The sequence below is a fragment of the Pannonibacter phragmitetus genome (assembly GCF_050510895.1).
GTDB lineage: Bacteria > Pseudomonadota > Alphaproteobacteria > Rhizobiales > Stappiaceae > Pannonibacter > Pannonibacter phragmitetus_B.
Window position 1 is genome coordinate 4,237,552 of sequence record NZ_JBNINT010000001.1, and the last position, 14,907, is coordinate 4,252,458.

General features: G+C 62.2%; 13 protein-coding genes, 4 tRNA genes and 1 pseudogene. 6 read left to right on the forward strand and 12 right to left on the reverse strand.

The features are described from left to right. Nucleotide 1 precedes the first annotated feature (1 nt). The 5 genes and pseudogenes from ACQB61_RS20420 to ACQB61_RS20440 form a co-directional block, all read right to left on the reverse strand. Complete coding sequence (locus tag ACQB61_RS20420; RefSeq protein ID WP_430514106.1) at nt 2–1,630, reverse strand: AMP-binding protein; 1,629 nt, start codon at nt 1,628–1,630, stop codon at nt 2–4. 99 nt (nt 1,631–1,729) lie between these two features. Further along, nucleotides 1,730–2,191 carry a TspO/MBR family protein gene (locus tag ACQB61_RS20425; RefSeq protein WP_430514107.1) on the reverse strand — a complete coding sequence of 154 codons (462 nt, stop codon included), beginning with the start codon at nt 2,189–2,191 and terminating at the stop codon, nt 1,730–1,732. A gap of 279 nt (nt 2,192–2,470) precedes the next feature. Then, nucleotides 2,471–2,812 (reverse strand): YchJ family protein, encoded by a 342-nt coding sequence (locus tag ACQB61_RS20430; protein WP_430514436.1) that lies wholly within the window; start codon nt 2,810–2,812, stop codon nt 2,471–2,473. Then, nucleotides 2,813–2,875: pseudogene (locus ACQB61_RS20435) on the reverse strand (SEC-C metal-binding domain-containing protein); the annotation flags it as partial. Between the two features lie 109 nt (nt 2,876–2,984). After that, nucleotides 2,985–3,060 (reverse strand) — tRNA-Ala (locus ACQB61_RS20440). A gap of 367 nt (nt 3,061–3,427) precedes the next feature. Here ACQB61_RS20440 and ACQB61_RS20445 point away from each other — a divergent pair. Both ACQB61_RS20445 and ACQB61_RS20450 read left to right on the forward strand, forming a co-directional pair. After that, nucleotides 3,428–3,718, forward strand: a complete 291-nt coding sequence (locus ACQB61_RS20445) for a YggT family protein (protein WP_050473899.1) — start codon at nt 3,428–3,430, stop codon at nt 3,716–3,718. Then, complete coding sequence (locus tag ACQB61_RS20450; RefSeq protein ID WP_430514108.1) at nt 3,718–4,041, forward strand: DUF167 family protein; 324 nt, start codon at nt 3,718–3,720, stop codon at nt 4,039–4,041. Before ACQB61_RS20445 ends, ACQB61_RS20450 begins: the two co-directional genes overlap by 1 nt. Before the next feature lie 21 nt (nt 4,042–4,062). Here ACQB61_RS20450 and ACQB61_RS20455 read toward each other — a convergent pair whose 3' ends face one another. The 4 genes from ACQB61_RS20455 to ACQB61_RS20470 all read right to left on the reverse strand — a co-directional run bounded on the left by ACQB61_RS20455 (nt 4,063) and on the right by ACQB61_RS20470 (nt 6,647). Next, nucleotides 4,063–4,266 (reverse strand): Trm112 family protein, encoded by a 204-nt coding sequence (locus ACQB61_RS20455; protein WP_019965359.1) that lies wholly within the window; start codon nt 4,264–4,266, stop codon nt 4,063–4,065. Between the two features lie 24 nt (nt 4,267–4,290). Continuing rightward, nucleotides 4,291–4,968, reverse strand: coding sequence for an LON peptidase substrate-binding domain-containing protein (locus ACQB61_RS20460; protein ID WP_430514109.1), 678 nt, complete (start codon nt 4,966–4,968; stop codon nt 4,291–4,293). Between the two features lie 60 nt (nt 4,969–5,028). After that, nucleotides 5,029–6,027: a thioredoxin gene (gene trxA, locus ACQB61_RS20465; RefSeq protein WP_430514110.1), complete on the reverse strand. Its 999-nt coding sequence runs from the start codon at nt 6,025–6,027 to the stop codon at nt 5,029–5,031. A gap of 98 nt (nt 6,028–6,125) precedes the next feature. After that, nucleotides 6,126–6,647, reverse strand: a complete 522-nt coding sequence (locus ACQB61_RS20470) for a prolyl-tRNA synthetase associated domain-containing protein (RefSeq protein ID WP_430514111.1) — start codon at nt 6,645–6,647, stop codon at nt 6,126–6,128. Between the two features lie 259 nt (nt 6,648–6,906). Here ACQB61_RS20470 and ACQB61_RS20475 point away from each other — a divergent pair. From ACQB61_RS20475 to ACQB61_RS20485, 3 genes are all read left to right on the forward strand, one after another. Further along, nucleotides 6,907–6,981 (forward strand) — tRNA-Gly (locus tag ACQB61_RS20475). A gap of 65 nt (nt 6,982–7,046) precedes the next feature. Further along, nucleotides 7,047–7,121: transfer RNA gene (locus ACQB61_RS20480), tRNA-Gly, on the forward strand. Between the two features lie 66 nt (nt 7,122–7,187). Next, nucleotides 7,188–7,262: transfer RNA gene (locus ACQB61_RS20485), tRNA-Gly, on the forward strand. A gap of 336 nt (nt 7,263–7,598) precedes the next feature. Here the strand turns inward: ACQB61_RS20485 and ACQB61_RS20490 are convergent. Both ACQB61_RS20490 and ACQB61_RS20495 read right to left on the reverse strand, forming a co-directional pair. Further along, the gene (locus ACQB61_RS20490) at nt 7,599–11,105 is read right to left on the reverse strand and encodes an autotransporter domain-containing protein (RefSeq protein WP_430514112.1); all 3,507 of its coding nucleotides are present in this window, start codon (nt 11,103–11,105) and stop codon (nt 7,599–7,601) included. After that, nucleotides 11,081–12,436, reverse strand: a complete 1,356-nt coding sequence (locus tag ACQB61_RS20495; RefSeq protein ID WP_430514113.1) for a hypothetical protein — start codon at nt 12,434–12,436, stop codon at nt 11,081–11,083. The genes ACQB61_RS20490 and ACQB61_RS20495 overlap by 25 nt, the downstream gene beginning before the upstream one ends. A gap of 436 nt (nt 12,437–12,872) precedes the next feature. Here ACQB61_RS20495 and ACQB61_RS20500 point away from each other — a divergent pair, with 436 nt between their 5' ends. Further along, complete coding sequence (locus ACQB61_RS20500) at nt 12,873–13,676, forward strand: MipA/OmpV family protein (protein ID WP_430514114.1); 804 nt, start codon at nt 12,873–12,875, stop codon at nt 13,674–13,676. Here ACQB61_RS20500 and ACQB61_RS20505 read toward each other — a convergent pair. Further along, nucleotides 13,649–14,590 (reverse strand): pentapeptide repeat-containing protein, encoded by a 942-nt coding sequence (locus ACQB61_RS20505; RefSeq protein ID WP_430514115.1) that lies wholly within the window; start codon nt 14,588–14,590, stop codon nt 13,649–13,651. The two genes, ACQB61_RS20500 and ACQB61_RS20505, sit on opposite strands and share 28 nt — an antisense overlap. Nucleotides 14,591–14,907 lie beyond the last annotated feature (317 nt).

Consider the following 14,907-nt stretch of genomic DNA (forward strand, 5'->3'; position numbering starts at 1 on the left):
CTCAGCCCTCTTCCCTTGCAAGATCCCGCAGGGTGCGGCGGATGATCTTGCCGGTGGTGGTCATCGGCAGTTCTTTGATGAAGGCGATCTCACGCGGGTATTCGTGCGCCGAGAGACGGTCGCGCACGTGGATGCGGATGGCCTCTTCGAGCTGCGGTGATGGCTTTTGCCCGTCGGCCAGCACCACATAGGCCTTGACGATTTCCGTGCGCAGCGCATCGGGCTTGCCGATAACGGCGGCCAGCGCCACCGCAGGATGGGTCAACAGGCAATCCTCGATTTCGCCGGGGCCGATCCGGTAGCTGGCGGAGGTGATGAGGTCATCATCGCGCCCGGTGAAGTGGACATAACCATCGGCATCCATCTCGCCCTGATCGCCGGTGGTCATCCAGTCGCCGATGAATTTTTCGGCTGTTGCCTCTGGCTTGTTCCAGTAGCTGAGGAACATCACCGGGTCGGGTCTGCGGATGGCGATCTGCCCCAGCGTGCCATGCGGCAGGGGAGTGCCTGCCTCATCGATCACCGCCACCTCGTGGCCGGGAATGGCAACGCCGATGGCGCCCGCCCGGCTGACGCCGAGCCCGGCGCAGGAGCCGAGCACCGCGTTGCATTCGGTCTGGCCGTAAAACTCATTCACTGGCAGGTCCAGCTCTGCCTTCGCCCATTCATAGGCCTCACGGCCCAGCGACTCGCCAGCCGAGCCGATGCTGCGCAGGGCAAGGCGGAAGCGCTTGCCGGGGCTTTCCACCGCCCGCAGCATTTTCAGGGCCGTGGGCGGGATGAAGGCGTTGCGCACGCCCTCCCGCTCCATCAGCGCAAAGGCGGCTTCCGGGTCAAACTTGCGGGCCGCATTTGCAATCACCGGCACGCCCAGATGCAAGGCCGGGAACAGGGCATTCAGCAGCCCGCCTGCCCAGGCCCAGTCGGCTGGCGTCCACAACAGATCGCCCGGCTGGCCGAGGAACTCCTGGGAAAGCTCGATGCCCGGCAAATGGCCCAGCAGCACCCGGTGGCCATGCAGCACGCCCTTGGGCTGGCCGGTGGTGCCGGAGGTGTAGATCATCAGCGCCGGATCATGGAGGCTTGAGTCTACGGTTGCGAAGCTGTCCCGCGCCTTTGCACACAAGGCAGAAAGGCTCTCGCTGCCGCTTTCCGGAGCGCCGGTGGTGATCAGCAGCTCAAGGCCGGGCAGATCCGCCCTGAGCGGCAGCACCTTGGCAAGGCCCTGATCATTGGTGATCAGCGCCCGCGCACCGGAATCTCCCAGCCGGTAGCGCAGGGCTTCTGGCCCGAACAGCGCCGCCAGCGGAACGGCAATCGCCCCCATGCGGTAGACAGCGAGATGGGCAATAGCGGTCCAGGCACATTGCGGCAGCAGCAGCGCCACCCGGTCGCCCCGTGCGATGCCCTTGGCCGCAAGCGCGTTGGCAAGCCTGGCGGAGGTGCGCTCAAGCGCCGAATAGCTCCAGTCCGTAGCTTTGCCGTCCTCGCCAATCTCACGGATGGCCAGCCGGTCTGGTTCAGCGGCGGCCCATACCTCGCAGGTGGAAGATGCAATGTTGTAGCGCTCGGGCAGCTGCCAGGTGAACTGGCGCCGCAAGCTGTCGAAATCTGCTGCCCGCTGAAGCATGGCCTTGTCCCGTCACAAACCGGAGGCGGAGCCTATCCCCTCCGTGCTGCGGTGCAATAACCTTGGCAAAGCTGACAGTCCATCCGGCCAAAGGTAGGGTCAGTTCAGCTGCACCAGCGCAAGATTGAGCGCCGTCGCAAAGCTGACCCATGCGGCATAGGGCACGAAGAGCAGGGCGGCCAGCCTGTCACGCCGCCAGCCGGCAGCGATGAAGGCAAGGATTGCGGCCAGCAGTGCCAGGATGATGCCGAGCCCTGCATCCAGCCGGTGCCAGGTGAAAACGGTGGGGCTCCAGGCGAAGTTCAGCAGCATCTGCAACACCCACAGCCGGAACAGGGTGGAGTGCGCGCCCGCGCTAAAGCTGCGCCAGCCGGCGATGCCGATGAGGATGTAGAGCACGGTCCACGCAGGGCCGAAGAGCCAGTTGGGCGGGGTGAAAGAGGGTTTGGCGAGCCCGGCATACCATTCGCCGGGCAGGTTCGTCGCGCCGATCAGCAGCCCGCCGCCAACGCTGATGAGAAGGAAGAGGGCGAGCAGGGGGAGCGATGGCTTGCGTGTCATTGCGTGTCTCCAGAGGTTCATACCAGATCACAATGCGCTTCACCCGTCTTGAGTGGGGCTAGCCCATGCGGTGCTTGAGCCTTCCATGGCGTGATGCGTCAGCTTAGGAAGACCTGGTATCAGAATGGTCCGCGTCCCGGCTTCGTCTGTTCCCTCAGATCACTGCTGAACGTCCTGCGCCCGGGGCCTCCGGTCAAGGCCTCTGGTGCTGCGGCATTCTGCCTCCGCAGGTGCAGGGTGTGGAGGAGGCCAGATCAGATCAACTCAACTCAACTCAGATCAGATTTCCTCCATGGCCTCCACATAGTACCAGCGGCCGGCTTTCTTGCGGAAACGGCTGAGTTCCCGGTGGGTGTGCAGCTTCGCAGCCGAAAGATAACGCGCCTCGAACAGCACCGTTCCATCCCGGTCATCCGGTCCGCCGCCGGTGGTCTTCAGCACCTTGAGCCCCGTCCACCGGCTCTCCGCCGCCCAGCGGGCCGTGGCCGCCTCGTCAAAGCCCGGCTGATATTTCGGCCAGAGCGTTTCCTTCAGATAGGCAATGTCCTGCATCACATAGGCGCTATAGCGCGACCGCATCAACGCCTCCGCCGTCCCCGCCACAGCCTTGCGCGCCAGCACCGGCCCGCAGCACAGTGCAAGAGAATGGCCGGAACCGCAGGGGCAGGGAGATGCATCAGTCATGAGGGGAGGCCCGCAGTGGAAAGGATCAGAGACCGGTATCTAGCGCGGATGGGGGAGGGCGTCACCCTCAGTCGCTCTAAAGCAGAGAACATGCTCTTCATGAGAGGGCTGGTGGAGCCGAGGGGAATCGAACCCCTGACCTCTGCAGTGCGATTGCAGCGCTCTCCCATCTGAGCTACGGCCCCTGAGCAGGTGGCGGAATTTAGGAGGGGCTCCGAAGATCTGTCAAGCACGTGGTTCTACGCCCTCGCGCCTTGTTTTCCGCCGGTGGAGCGGAGCTCCTCCTGCTTGAGGGCCGCTGCTGCAACAGACGAGGGGGCGTCTCATTGCCTCCAATGCAAAGAGCAGCTTTGTGGGCATGCGCCTGAGCCCGCTGCGGCTGCCCGTGCCTTTCTGCCGCCTCCACCGCTCTTGCGGCACGGCTCTGTACTGCAAGACTGCGGCACAGCAAGTGCCCATCACTTAAGCCTGTTCAAGATGATGCCTTGCGGCGGCACCGGTGCGCCGCTACATCATGCAGAACGGAACGTCATTACAAAGCGGAACTCATTCATGCGCGCACTTCTGGACGTGGTCCTGCTGATCCTGCAGCTCTATACCTATGTCATCATCGCCAGCGCGATCTTCTCGTGGCTCTATGCCTTCAACGTGGTGAACATGAGCAACCAGTTCGTGGCAACCATTGGCCAGACGCTCTATGCCCTGACCGAGCCGCTGCTGCGTCCGATCCGCCGTGTGGTGCCTTCCGTCGGCGGGCTGGACCTTTCGGCCATCGTGCTGCTGCTGCTGATCTTCCTGCTGCAGAACGTCATCATCCGCTACATCTACCCCGTCGTCTTCTGATGACGGGGCCGGTTCGGCCCTGGCGTGCGGTCAAGGGCGGGGTCAGCGTCGATGTGCGCCTGACGCCGCGCTCTGGTCACGACCGGGTGGATGGCCTGTCCGCCCTGTCCGATGGCCGCCAGGTGCTGGCGGCGCGTGTGCGGGCCGTGCCGGAGAAGGGCGCGGCCAATGCTGCGCTTGAGGTCCTGATGGCCAAGACCCTTGGCCTGCCGAAGTCCGCTGTGGCGTTGCAGGCGGGCGCCACTGCCCGCATCAAGACGCTGCATGTGTCCGGTGAACCGAACGCTCTGATGGCCGCGCTTGAGGCGGTGTGTGGTGGTTGAGCTCTTTTCGCCGCGCCGTGATCAGTCTTCGATCTTGCGCGCTTCGTCCGGCAGCATGATCGGGATGCCATCCTTGATCGGATAGGCCAGCTTGGCGGCGCGGGAGATCAGCTCCTGCGCATTCGCATCATATTCCAGCGTGGTCTTGGTCAGTGGGCAGACGAGAAGCTCCAGCATCTTGCGGTCGATCTGTCTGGCACTGTGTGAAGCTGCGGTTTCCGTCATCTGGGCGTTCCGGTCTCTCGAGGCTTATTGAAGGGTCGGGCCACCCTCATGACCTGCGCTGCGCGCCAGGTCAATCTCGGTGATGGCGACCAGCGTTTCGGCACGGGTCTTCAGGTCGGCAGCTTCCAGCATGGCCTGCTTTTCCGCCGGGCCATAGGGGCTCATCATGCACAGGGCGTTGACGAGTACTTCCGTTTCTGCGCGTTCCACACTGTCCCAGTCCGCTTCCATGTCATGGGCGTCGAGATAGGCCCGGAAGGCACGCAGCAGACCCTCACGGTCAACGTCATTTTCGCCCCGGCCTGTCTCCAGATCAGGCAGATAAGGCAAGAAGTCAGAGGCCACCTGCCGGAATGGCGTCATCGCCGGAAGCTCCTCGGCAATGCGGAAGCGGGCAATGCCCTGCAGCGAGATCAGGTAGCGGCCGTCACCGCTTTCCTGAAACGAAGTGATCCGTCCAGCACAGCCAACGCGGGACAGGGCGGGCTGTGATCCGTCTTGCGCATCGGTGATGGATGGCTGCACCATACCGATGAGCCGCTGACCGGCAAGGGCCGCGTCCACCATGGCCAGATAGCGAGGCTCGAAAATGTTCAGCGGCAACTGGGTGCGCGGCAGCAGCAGGGCGCCGGGCAACGGAAAGACGGGCAGCGTCGCGGGCAGGTCCTTGATGCTCGTGTAGCTCGCGTTTCCTGCCTTCATCGTGTCACCTCGTATCTTGTTGTCCCTTGGCGGACAAATGCCCGCCAAAGGACATATAGGTCAGGAGAACAGCACTGACGACAGCTTGCGGCGGCCATAATTGGTTGCCGGCTCCTTCGGGCCCCAGGCCTCGAAGAACTGGAGAAGCTGCTTGCGTGCGCCATCCTCGTTCCAGCTGCGGTCCCGGCGGATGATGCCGATGAGCTGATCGACGGCACCTTGATGGTCGCCGCGCCCGTTCAGCGCCAAGGCCAGATCAAAGCGGGCCTGATGGTCGTCCGGATTGGCCTCAACCTTCGCCTGAAGTCCGCCAAGATCGCCCAGCTGTTCGGCCTGTTCGGCCAGATCCAGCGCGGCAAAGGCTGCGATCACTGCGGTGTCTTTGCGGGCTTCTTCCGGGATCATCTCCAGCGCCTGCCGGGCGCGGGCCAGATCGCCGGCGCCCAGATAGCAGCGGGCAAGACCGGCAAGGGCACGGGTGTTGGCGCCGTCCATCTGCAGCACGCCGCCGAACATCTGCGCGGCCTGCCCGTAGTCCTTGGCCTCCAGCAGCGTCTCGCCTTCCGCCAGATAGGCGTCTACAGGGGACTCCGGAGCGGGGCCCGCCACGCGCTCGATGAAAGCCTTGATCTGGCTCTCTGTCTGGGCACCCATGAAGGCATCGACCGGCTGGCCGTTCTTGAAGGCGACCACAGCCGGGATCGACTGGATGCCGAGCTGGCCGGCCACTTCCGGATAGTCGTCGATGTTCATCTTGGCCAGAAGCACGGCACCCTTTGCGGCCTTGACGGCCGCTTCCAGCGCAGGGGTCAGCTGGCGGCAGGGGCCGCACCAGGGAGCCCAGAAGTCCACCAGCACCGTCTGGGCGCGCGAGGCTTCCAGCACGGCCTTGGCAAAGGTTGGAGTAGTGACATCGAAGATCAGATTGTCTGCGCCTGCTGCTTGAGCCGGGGCCTGAGACTGGTTCTGGCCCTGCTGGCTGCCATAGCCCGAGCCGCCGTAGCTGCCGCCAAAGGAGCCGCCGGCCTGACCGCCCATGCTGAAGTTTCCACCGCTCATCGTCGTTTTCCCTTGTCGTCACAAGGACGGCTCATCAGCCTAGCGCGTGAGCCGTCAGGAGTTCGCTTTGTTTTTAACATGGCGTGGCAGCGGGGGAATTACAAACCCTGCGCCTTCGCCTCTTCCGTCACAGCCACTACCTGCGGCTCATGTCCGCAGGCCCGGGCAAAGGTCAGCAGCCCCTCGCGGGAAATGGTGGTGGTGGCGTCGTTCGACAGCGGGTGAAAGTTCAACACCTCGTGCTGCATCATCGCCGCGTCGAAGATTGGCGTCACGCGTTGCGCCTCCCGGTCGTTGTAGAGGCCAAAAGGCGTGACCGAGCCGGGGACCACGCCAAGGCATTCCATCAGCTGGTCGGCATTGCCGAAGGAGACGCGCCCCTGTCCGCCGATCAGCGTGTGGATCTGCTTCAGATCCACCGTGGCGTCATGCAGCACCACCACCAGAAAGATGCGGCCTTTCTTGTCCTTCAGGAACAGGTTGCGCGTGTGGGCGCCAGGGATCATGGCATGCACGTCCTCGGATTCAGCCACTGTAAACACCGGGCGGTGATCTGTGGTCTTTGTCTCAAGGCCAAGGCTGTCCAGAAAAGCCAGCAGCTCGCTGCGTGTTGCCATCATGCCGTCTCCCGCTTCCTGCCCACCGCACGGGCGCGCAAAATCTCTCTCTTTCCATGCTTCTAGCTGATGAGGGTCTTGGGCGGCAAGGTTTCCCGCGGGCGGGTTCAGGGCGTGCTGCATCCCTCTGTCCACAGCTTGTCCACGCGGCCGAAAAAGCCGTAGCCGGGTCAAAAAGCCTGTTGCATTCGCTGGCGGCTTGGTTCATATACAGCCCACCTCAGCGGCGGGCCTTCGCAAGTTGGCTTTCTGCGGCGCTTAAGCGGGCGTAGCTCAGGGGTAGAGCACAACCTTGCCAAGGTTGGGGTCGTGGGTTCGAATCCCATCGCCCGCTCCAGTTTCCGGTCCCCGGCATTCTGGTCCAGCGTCATAGAGGTTACCCATCCGGTTCACCGGATTTATGCGGGCGTAGCTCAGGGGTAGAGCACAACCTTGCCAAGGTTGGGGTCGTGGGTTCGAATCCCATCGCCCGCTCCAGTTTCCGGCCCCCGGTATTCTGGTGCGATCTTCTAAAGAATACCCATCCGGTTCGCCGGGCGCCATGCGGGCGTAGCTCAGGGGTAGAGCACAACCTTGCCAAGGTTGGGGTCGTGGGTTCGAATCCCATCGCCCGCTCCATTCTCTCCTTAAATCCGATAGAACAGACTGGTTGGCTTGGAAGCGTTGCAGCTTCCTGGAACATGCGTCTGAAAACCGCTGCGTGGTTTGCACTGGCGGGAGGCGGTGTTCTTCTTGGCGTGAAGGCTGTGTTCCAGGCGGGAAGCTTCTGGTCCCATCTCCATCCCATTCTGGACAGCCAGATGAGAGACCTGTGCGGAGGATGCAGACGGCATGGCATCTCTGTGCCGCAGTTCCGGCAATGCGCGGCCGGGGAGGCCAGCGCACAGGCGGCTCTCCACCTGCGCGCTGGCAATTCAATCCCTTGAGCGTAGACAGACGCCAATCAGTCCATCTCTAGAACTTGAGCCTCAATCTGGCGTTGGCGGAGTTCTCGACGGTTCCGGAGCCGAACTGGCCGTCATAGGAGATAGAGAAGCTTGCGCTCTCGATGCTCATGTCCGGCTTCGCTCCAAGGTCGAACTCCAATCCGGCGCTAAGCAGCGCGACATCTTTGCCAACGGGCGTGCCTTTAACGCTGAAGGGCGTTCCACCGGCAAACGCGTTGAGGGATGACGGGGACGTTGAGCCATATACATGGCGCCAGCCTGCCATACCCGTCAACTTTGCGGACACGGCATCGCCGAACGGCAGGGCCGTCGCAGCCCGCACACCCAGGGTCGAATAGGTGAGATTGGTGGTGCTGGATGCAATCGTAAGCGCGGAGGAGCCACCGGTTTCAGCATAGCCATCAGTTGAAACTGCGGTGTAGGTCAGACCGGCGAATGGTTCGACGACGGCCATGCCAGCATCGAATTCATAGCCAATTTCACCGAAGACCTGCGCCGTGTTCGCGTTGGCCGAACTGGTCAGATAGCCGGAGTAACCCGGGAATGTGACGGTACGCGCGGTGTCGATCCCGGACCATGCATAGGATGCGCCGCCGGTCAGCTTGATGCTGTCCAGCGTGGCAGCCCCGTAGACGCCGGCAAAAACACTTGAAGTTTCCGCCTTGGAGGCCAGCCTGTTGATCTTGTAGCTGGACGCCTGATAGCCCGCCACCAGGCCCACAATTGCTTCGTCGCTGATTGCGGCATCTGAGCCGATCATCACGCCCCCGGTGCGGGTGTTGAGACCGGAGGCATTGCCGTCGCCGTCGAAGGAGCCGAACGAACCGAAGGCGCGTGTCCAGACACCCACGCCATAGCCAGATGTGCCGGTGGCACAGCCGTTGACGGCAGTCTCGCTGCCGCTACCTTCAGGCATCAGGCAGGCGGCCGTGGAAACACTGCGTGCCCTGTCAATCACGGCATCGCGTACGAAACGGGAATCCGCGATCAGACCCGTTTTCAGGCTGGCATGGATCTCGCCCGACAACGCATCGTATGCCGGTGGGATGGACGACTGATCGAGCTTGACCACGGCGTCATAGACAGCGTTGCCTGCGCCCTGGCGTTCCGTCGCGGAGGCTGCTGCGCGCTGGTTTTCCGTCTGAGCCAGGCTGACAAAGGTGATGTCGTTACGGGCGAGCTGCAGCCTCACCGCATTTGTTCCGTAGAGTAGAGACGGATTCAGGAATGCGAGCGTGGAAGAGACGCCGTTGAATGTGCCATTAATGCCACCGTCCGCAGTCAGGATGGTGTAGGTCGAACTCAGAGCATAGGCCCCGTTGAAGCCAATGTGCAGTACATTGCCGGCGAGCGTCGCCGTGCCCGTGGCGTGGATCAGGTCAGCGGCGCTGCTGCCGGGGTCGGTCTCAACTTCGTAAGTCGAGCCCGGCAGGAAGGTCAGGTTGCCGGCAACCGTCACTTTGCCTATGGAATTGCCCGGTGCAATCGTGCCGCCCTGCGTCACTGTCGTGACGCCCACGGTGCCGTTGCCCGCGAGCCGCCCGCCACTGCTCAGCACCAGTGCGCCGCCCATCGTGTTGCCGCCGAGCGTCAGGGTGAAGTCGCGCACAGTTGCCTCGCCCTGATAGGCCGCATTGTTGCCGGTCAGCCGGACAAGTCCACCACCCGTGTAAAGCACGTCGCCAGCGCCGCTGACAGCGCCAGCATAAGTGCCGTCGAAGGACTGGTCGAAGGTCAGGTTTGTGCCAGCCGCAACCATGACATCGCCGGTGAAGAGCGTTGTCGTAGAGACCACTGAACCTCCCTGGATCGACCATGGCAGGCTGCTTGCGCCGGTCAGCCGCAGCGTGCCAGCCCCGGATTTCACCATCTGGCCGTTCACGCCGTCGAGCCCGCCAATGGTGCCCGCGAAGGTGCCGTTTGCTGCCTGTGCAAACTCCACAGTGCCTGCGTTGGCGATGTTGCCCCGGATGGAGCCTGTATTGCCTATCAGGGTGCCCGCGCCGACGCTCGTCCCGCCGGTGTAGGTGTTGGTGCCGGAAAGCACCACCGTGCCGGAGCCTTGCTTGGAAAGCTGCGTGCCTGTCCCGTCAGCGATGGTGGAGGCAATCGTCGCGGTTACGCCTGCGTCAGCATTCAGCGTGCCCGCCTGACCGCTTGCTGGCGACAGCGCCAGGGTGCCGCCGGTCAGTTGATAGCCGGTGGTCTTGAACTGCAGGGTATCGAAGTCTTGCGTTCCGGACACGGTCACCGTGCCGGCGGTGCCCATGAAGACGCCAACAGATTTGCCCCACGCCGCGTTTGAGGCGCCGTTGCTGGCCGTCCAGTTGGTGGCGGTGCCATCCCAAGTTCCGCTTCCGCCATCGGCTGCGTTGTTCGCCGTTGTGTTGGAGCCATCCCAGAACTGGATGGACTGGCCGCCGCCACCACCCGTGGTCACCGAGAGGTTCACCTGATTGGCCAGGCTGGTGTCGATGGTCACGTTCGCGCCCGTGACGCCTGTCACGTTGGTGCTGGCGAAGGTGCCGGAAAGAGAGCCGCCGTAACCGAAGAGATTATAGTAGCCAGCCGAGCCGACTTGCGCCTGCAGCGCGCCGCCGAGTGTCAGGTTGCCGCCAACCGATATGAAGTCGTTGGTGGCTCCGCCGGCCACGTTCGGGGTGTTCAGTTCGAACAGAGTGGTAGAGCCGGCCTCCAGCGTCAGATTGCCGTTCACCGTCAGGGTGCCCGGGCTGGCGCCTGGCGACAGCGTGCCGCCGGACTGCACCGTTGCCGCGCCGCCCACCGTGCCGGTGCCGCCCAGCGTGCCGCCCGACGCAACCTCGAGCAAGGACGATCCGCTGCCGAGCGTGCCGTTGACCAGAAGCGAGCCGCCTGAAACGGTGGTGGTGCCTGCAAATGCGCCGCTGACGCCGGAGAGGATCGAAATACCAGACCCGCTCTTGGCCAGTGCGCCCGTGCCCTGGAAGACAGAAGCAAACGTCCGGTCGGAGGACTGATCCAGCTCAAATGTGCCGGACGTTGCAACAGTGACATTGCCTCCGAAGGCGTTTGCGACGCGCAGCACGCCAGCAGACACCGTGGCCGCGCCGGAGAAGCCTGAAGCATCTCCCGTGAGGCTGGAGGTGCCGGTACCGGTTTTTGTCAAGGCGCCGTCACCAGAGATCAAGTTGGAGAAGGTGCGGCTGGCGGTCTGATTCAGTTCAAGCGTACCGGATGCGCCGATCGTGAGATCGCTTGTTCCAAGCGCATTTTGCACAACGAGGGTGCCGCCAGACGCCAAAATGGCGGCAGTATAGCTGCTGTTGTCTGCCGTCAGGATGAGGCTGCCTGCGCCAGACTTGGTCAGTGTTCCGGCCCCCGACAGAACGCTCTGCAGCAAGATGGAAGCTCCGGTCCCCACATTTATGGCGCCATTGCCCGAACCGATTGTCATCAGGTTGGAGATGGTCGTCGAGCTGGTCACCCGCAGTGTGCCGCCGTTCAGGGTCAGCGTTCCGGCATCAGCGCCCAACGTTGCACCGTTAGAGATCGATAGCGTTCCACCCAGCACCGTCCAGGGGTAACTTGGCTGGTGGTTCCGTTTAACGTCCAGGAGCCCGTCCCGGTCTTTTCATATGCCTCGAAGCCCCTGAATTGAGTGCTTGGCCCGATGAATGAGACATTGAACGTACCATTGCTCGAGCCCGTAACCTCGAATGTGTCCGAGGTTCCGTTGGCGACGACATTGCCAACAATGTTGGGGGCAGCGTTGACCACGAGCCGGTTGGTGCCGCCAGTGAACTCGATCGCGTTCGCCCGTGTGACCCCGTCGCCGCCTATCCCGCCATCGATAGTACCACCGGTTTGCACCGTGACGGTCAGACCTGCGCCCTGGATGCCGACGCCACCAGCGCCATTAGAGCCTGCCGTGCCTCCGAGCTGCTGCGTTCCGGCATTGGTTCCCCTGCCGCCAATGACGATGCCGGAGCTGGAAATGGTCACCGTTCCTGTTGAGCCCAACAAGAGGCCAGCGCCGCCAGCACCTCCGTTGCCTGCTGCGCCGGCGTTGCCGCCGTTCCCGCCGATGCCGCCCTGCCCGCCGATGACTGAACCGGAAATGATGAGTGTAACAGCCTCATTCGTTGCGAAGCCGGCGCCACCAGCCCCTCCGTCTCCAGCGGCGGCGGAGCCAGATCCTGCGCCCCCATTTCCGCCATTTCCGCCAGTGACGGAGCCCAAGATGGACAGGTCGGCGGGCTGCGTCGTGACCAGGCCAATGCCGCCATCGCCACCTGAGCCGCCGCCGCCCGAAGAATTCGTACCGGCGGCTCCATTGCCACCTTTGCCGCCGTTGCCGCCGGTGAGGTTGATGAGTGAACCGATCGAGTCTGATGTGCCTGTGAAGACGGTGCCATAGCCACCGGCGCCACCGCCGCCACCGCCTGTGGCATCGTTAGAGGAGACACCATTTCCGCCATTTCCGCCATTTCCGCCGGTCGCGGTCGCTGTGATGTCGCTTCCGGTATAACCATGAGCGCCACCGCCGCCGCCGCCGCCACTTCCGCCGTTGGCTCCGCTGAGGCCCGTCCCGGCACCGCCTCCGGCAGAAAAGCCATCACCACCCACACCCTGTGACTCGCCGGATCCGCCGCCGCCGCCGCCGCTCCCTCCGAGGCTGCCTGGATTCGAGCCGCCTTCGCCATTTCCGCCTGCGCCAGTATTTGCGGAAGTGCCACCCGCACCTCCCGGCGTCAGGCCATTATTTGATGCGCCACCGCGGCCACCATCGGCAAGAGCGGGTAAAGCTGCAAGTGTTACAAGGGTAACTGTGCCAAGAAAAGAAGCCCGCAGAAGCCTGGTCATGTTGATTTTTCGCAAATTGTTCTTGTTTATCTTACTGTTCTGATGTGAATAGCTTGAGTAGTCGTTTGTAAAATTGTTGTCTTTTAGCGTTTTCATGAACCTGCAAGCCCCGGAATCATCAATAAGCTGACGGTCGCCTTTTTGCCGTAATTGTTTACAAGTGGTAACGAAAACGCGCCCTAGAATCAATTTTTTTAGCAGGCTGTCGCACCCTCAACTCTTGTAAAACGCTGGATAGAACTAGCGAAATTTTCGCTGTTCGGGGTGGCTGGTCTCTGCGGAATGCGGGCGGATTTTCGCGCTGCGGACAGAGTGCAGAGGCCGGGCGATGCCAAATGACAACAGCGGGTTAAAATTACCGATTTGGTAATCTCTTTATCGCAATTTGCCCTATAATCCGTCCCAATCAGTAATTCGTTCAGGACAGACCCATCTCATGATGCGCAAGCTCACACTTATCGCCCTGACTTCTGCCCTGGCTGGCGCCGCTCTTCCAGCTGCAGCCCAGGATTATTCCTATGGCTCTTCCGGTGCAGGATCCGGCCATCAGTATGTGCTGGATCTTGGCGTCGGAGCCCTGGTCAAGCCGCGTTATGACGGTGCGGACAGTTATCTGGTTTCGCCGGTACCGTTGATCTTTGTCAGCCGTTTTTATCTGCCGATTCTGGGGCAGGTGGCCGACGGGCAGGCGCGTACGGGCATTTATTTCTACCCGTCCTTCAATTTCATCGGCGAGCGCAAGCCCTCGGACGCCGCCGAGCTGAATGGCACCCGCAAGGTGAACTGGGCTCTGGAAGCAGGGCTGGGTGCAGGCTTCCAGGGAGAAGCTTTCCGGGTGTTTGGCGAGTTGCGGCAGGGGTTCAACGGCCATACGGGGCAGACAGGTCAGATCGGAGCTGACCTGATCATGAAGCCCATGCCGAAGCTTGAACTCAGCGCCGGTCCCCGCCTTGGCTTTGCTTCGTCCGACTACATGGACACCTATTTCAGTGTATCGCAGTCCGAAGCGCAGGCGAGCGGCCTCAACCAGTTCCGCGCCAGTGGCGGCTTCAAGAGCATTGGTGTGGCATCGCGCGCAAGCTACGATCTGACGGAACAGGTGAAGCTGCATGTGGAAGGCAGTTATGACCGGCTGATTGGCGATGCGGCCCGCAGCCCGATCGTCCGCAACCGTGGCAGCCGCAACCAGTATGCCATTGGCACCGGTGTGACCTACCGCTTCTCGTTTGACGCGTTCTGAGCCAGCCAGCACGCCGGCAGAGATTGAAAAAGGGCCGTCCAAAGGGGGCGGCCCTTTCGTTTGTTCGTCAGATGCTCACGAACAGGGCTTGAGCGGGGGATTCCGTCGGGCAACTCGGTGCGTGCGTCACCACACAGATTGATCATACGCTTTGGGTCAAGGCCTCGCACGTCCTTGAGTTTTGCGCCTGGTAGTCTCGTGTTGCGCAGCAAGGCGCCTGTCAGGTCAGCGCCTGTGAGATCTGCATCTGTCAGGTCGCCGCTAGTGATGCGGGTGCCACTGAGATCGGTATTGCGGAAGCTGGCATCCACCGCGATGATCCGGTCAAGATCGGCATAGGGCAGGCGGGCATTGTCCAGCATGGCACTGCTGAGGTCGGCGCGCTCCAGATCTGCACCATCCATCTTGCTGCCGGAGAAATTCGCTCCGATGGCAATGCTGCGGGTCAGCATGGCATTGCGCAGATCCGCATTGTCGAGCTTGGCGCTGGTCAGCGTGGCATCATTCAGGTCCGCGTTCCGCATATCTGAACCGGACAGCCGTGCCTTGATCAGGCTTGCCTTTTCCAGATCCACGCCGCGCATGGAACTGCTGGTCATGTCCGCCCCGTCCAGCTTTGCGCGCTCCAGCTCCGTTCGCCGCAGATCTGCGCCAGACATTTTTGCGCCGGTGAGAATGGCTTCCTTCAGATCGGCCTCGCGCAGGTTGACGCCGGTGAAATCCGGCATGTCCAGCTTCAATGCGCGCAGGCTTTCCAGCCTCAGGTCGCAGCCGGGGCAGCCATTCTGTGCTGTAATCTGATCGAGTTGCGAGGCCGCAGGCTGGGCTAATGCACCGTCAGAGCCCTGCGGCAGCAATGCGAGGGCTGGCAGGATGAGTGCTCCTGCAAGTATTGATGTCAATCGCAGTGCCATGTCCAACCTCCTGCGCCCCCGCGCCTCTTTTAGCCCTCACTGGGCCAGGCGGAAAGCACAGAGTTGCATTGCCAGACGTCTTGCCTGGCTCTGCGTTTCAAAGATGTAGGGAAAAGTGCTGCGGGCCGGAAGGAAGTAGCGGGTCGCAGAGCCACTTCCTTCCGTCCGCAATCGCTGACGACGCACAACCTGACAATCAGCTTCCCGACATTATGATTGGAGTGGTTTCCAAAAGGTTTTCTTTGTCGGTAAAACTGATTTTTGTTCGTTTTATTTGGTTTAACGATATTTATCTTTGTTATTGATTTTATTATGCA

Bases quoted from the DNA above. Each gene is read 5' to 3' on its own strand.
- ACQB61_RS20420 (WP_430514106.1), bottom strand. From the start codon at position 1,630: ATGCTTCAGCGGGCAGCAGATTTCGACAGCTTGCGGCGCCAGTTCACC.
- ACQB61_RS20425 (WP_430514107.1), bottom strand. From the start codon at position 2,191: ATGACACGCAAGCCATCGCTCCCCCTGCTCGCCCTCTTCCTTCTCATC.
- ACQB61_RS20445 (WP_050473899.1), top strand. From the start codon at position 3,428: ATGCGCGCACTTCTGGACGTGGTCCTGCTGATCCTGCAGCTCTATACC.
- ACQB61_RS20450 (WP_430514108.1), top strand. From the start codon at position 3,718: ATGACGGGGCCGGTTCGGCCCTGGCGTGCGGTCAAGGGCGGGGTCAGC.
- ACQB61_RS20455 (WP_019965359.1), bottom strand. From the start codon at position 4,266: ATGACGGAAACCGCAGCTTCACACAGTGCCAGACAGATCGACCGCAAG.
- ACQB61_RS20460 (WP_430514109.1), bottom strand. From the start codon at position 4,968: ATGAAGGCAGGAAACGCGAGCTACACGAGCATCAAGGACCTGCCCGCG.
- trxA (WP_430514110.1), bottom strand. From the start codon at position 6,027: ATGAGCGGTGGAAACTTCAGCATGGGCGGTCAGGCCGGCGGCTCCTTT.
- ACQB61_RS20470 (WP_430514111.1), bottom strand. From the start codon at position 6,647: ATGATGGCAACACGCAGCGAGCTGCTGGCTTTTCTGGACAGCCTTGGC.
- ACQB61_RS20495 (WP_430514113.1), bottom strand. From the start codon at position 12,436: ATGACCAGGCTTCTGCGGGCTTCTTTTCTTGGCACAGTTACCCTTGTA.
- ACQB61_RS20500 (WP_430514114.1), top strand. From the start codon at position 12,873: ATGATGCGCAAGCTCACACTTATCGCCCTGACTTCTGCCCTGGCTGGC.
- ACQB61_RS20505 (WP_430514115.1), bottom strand. From the start codon at position 14,590: ATGGCACTGCGATTGACATCAATACTTGCAGGAGCACTCATCCTGCCA.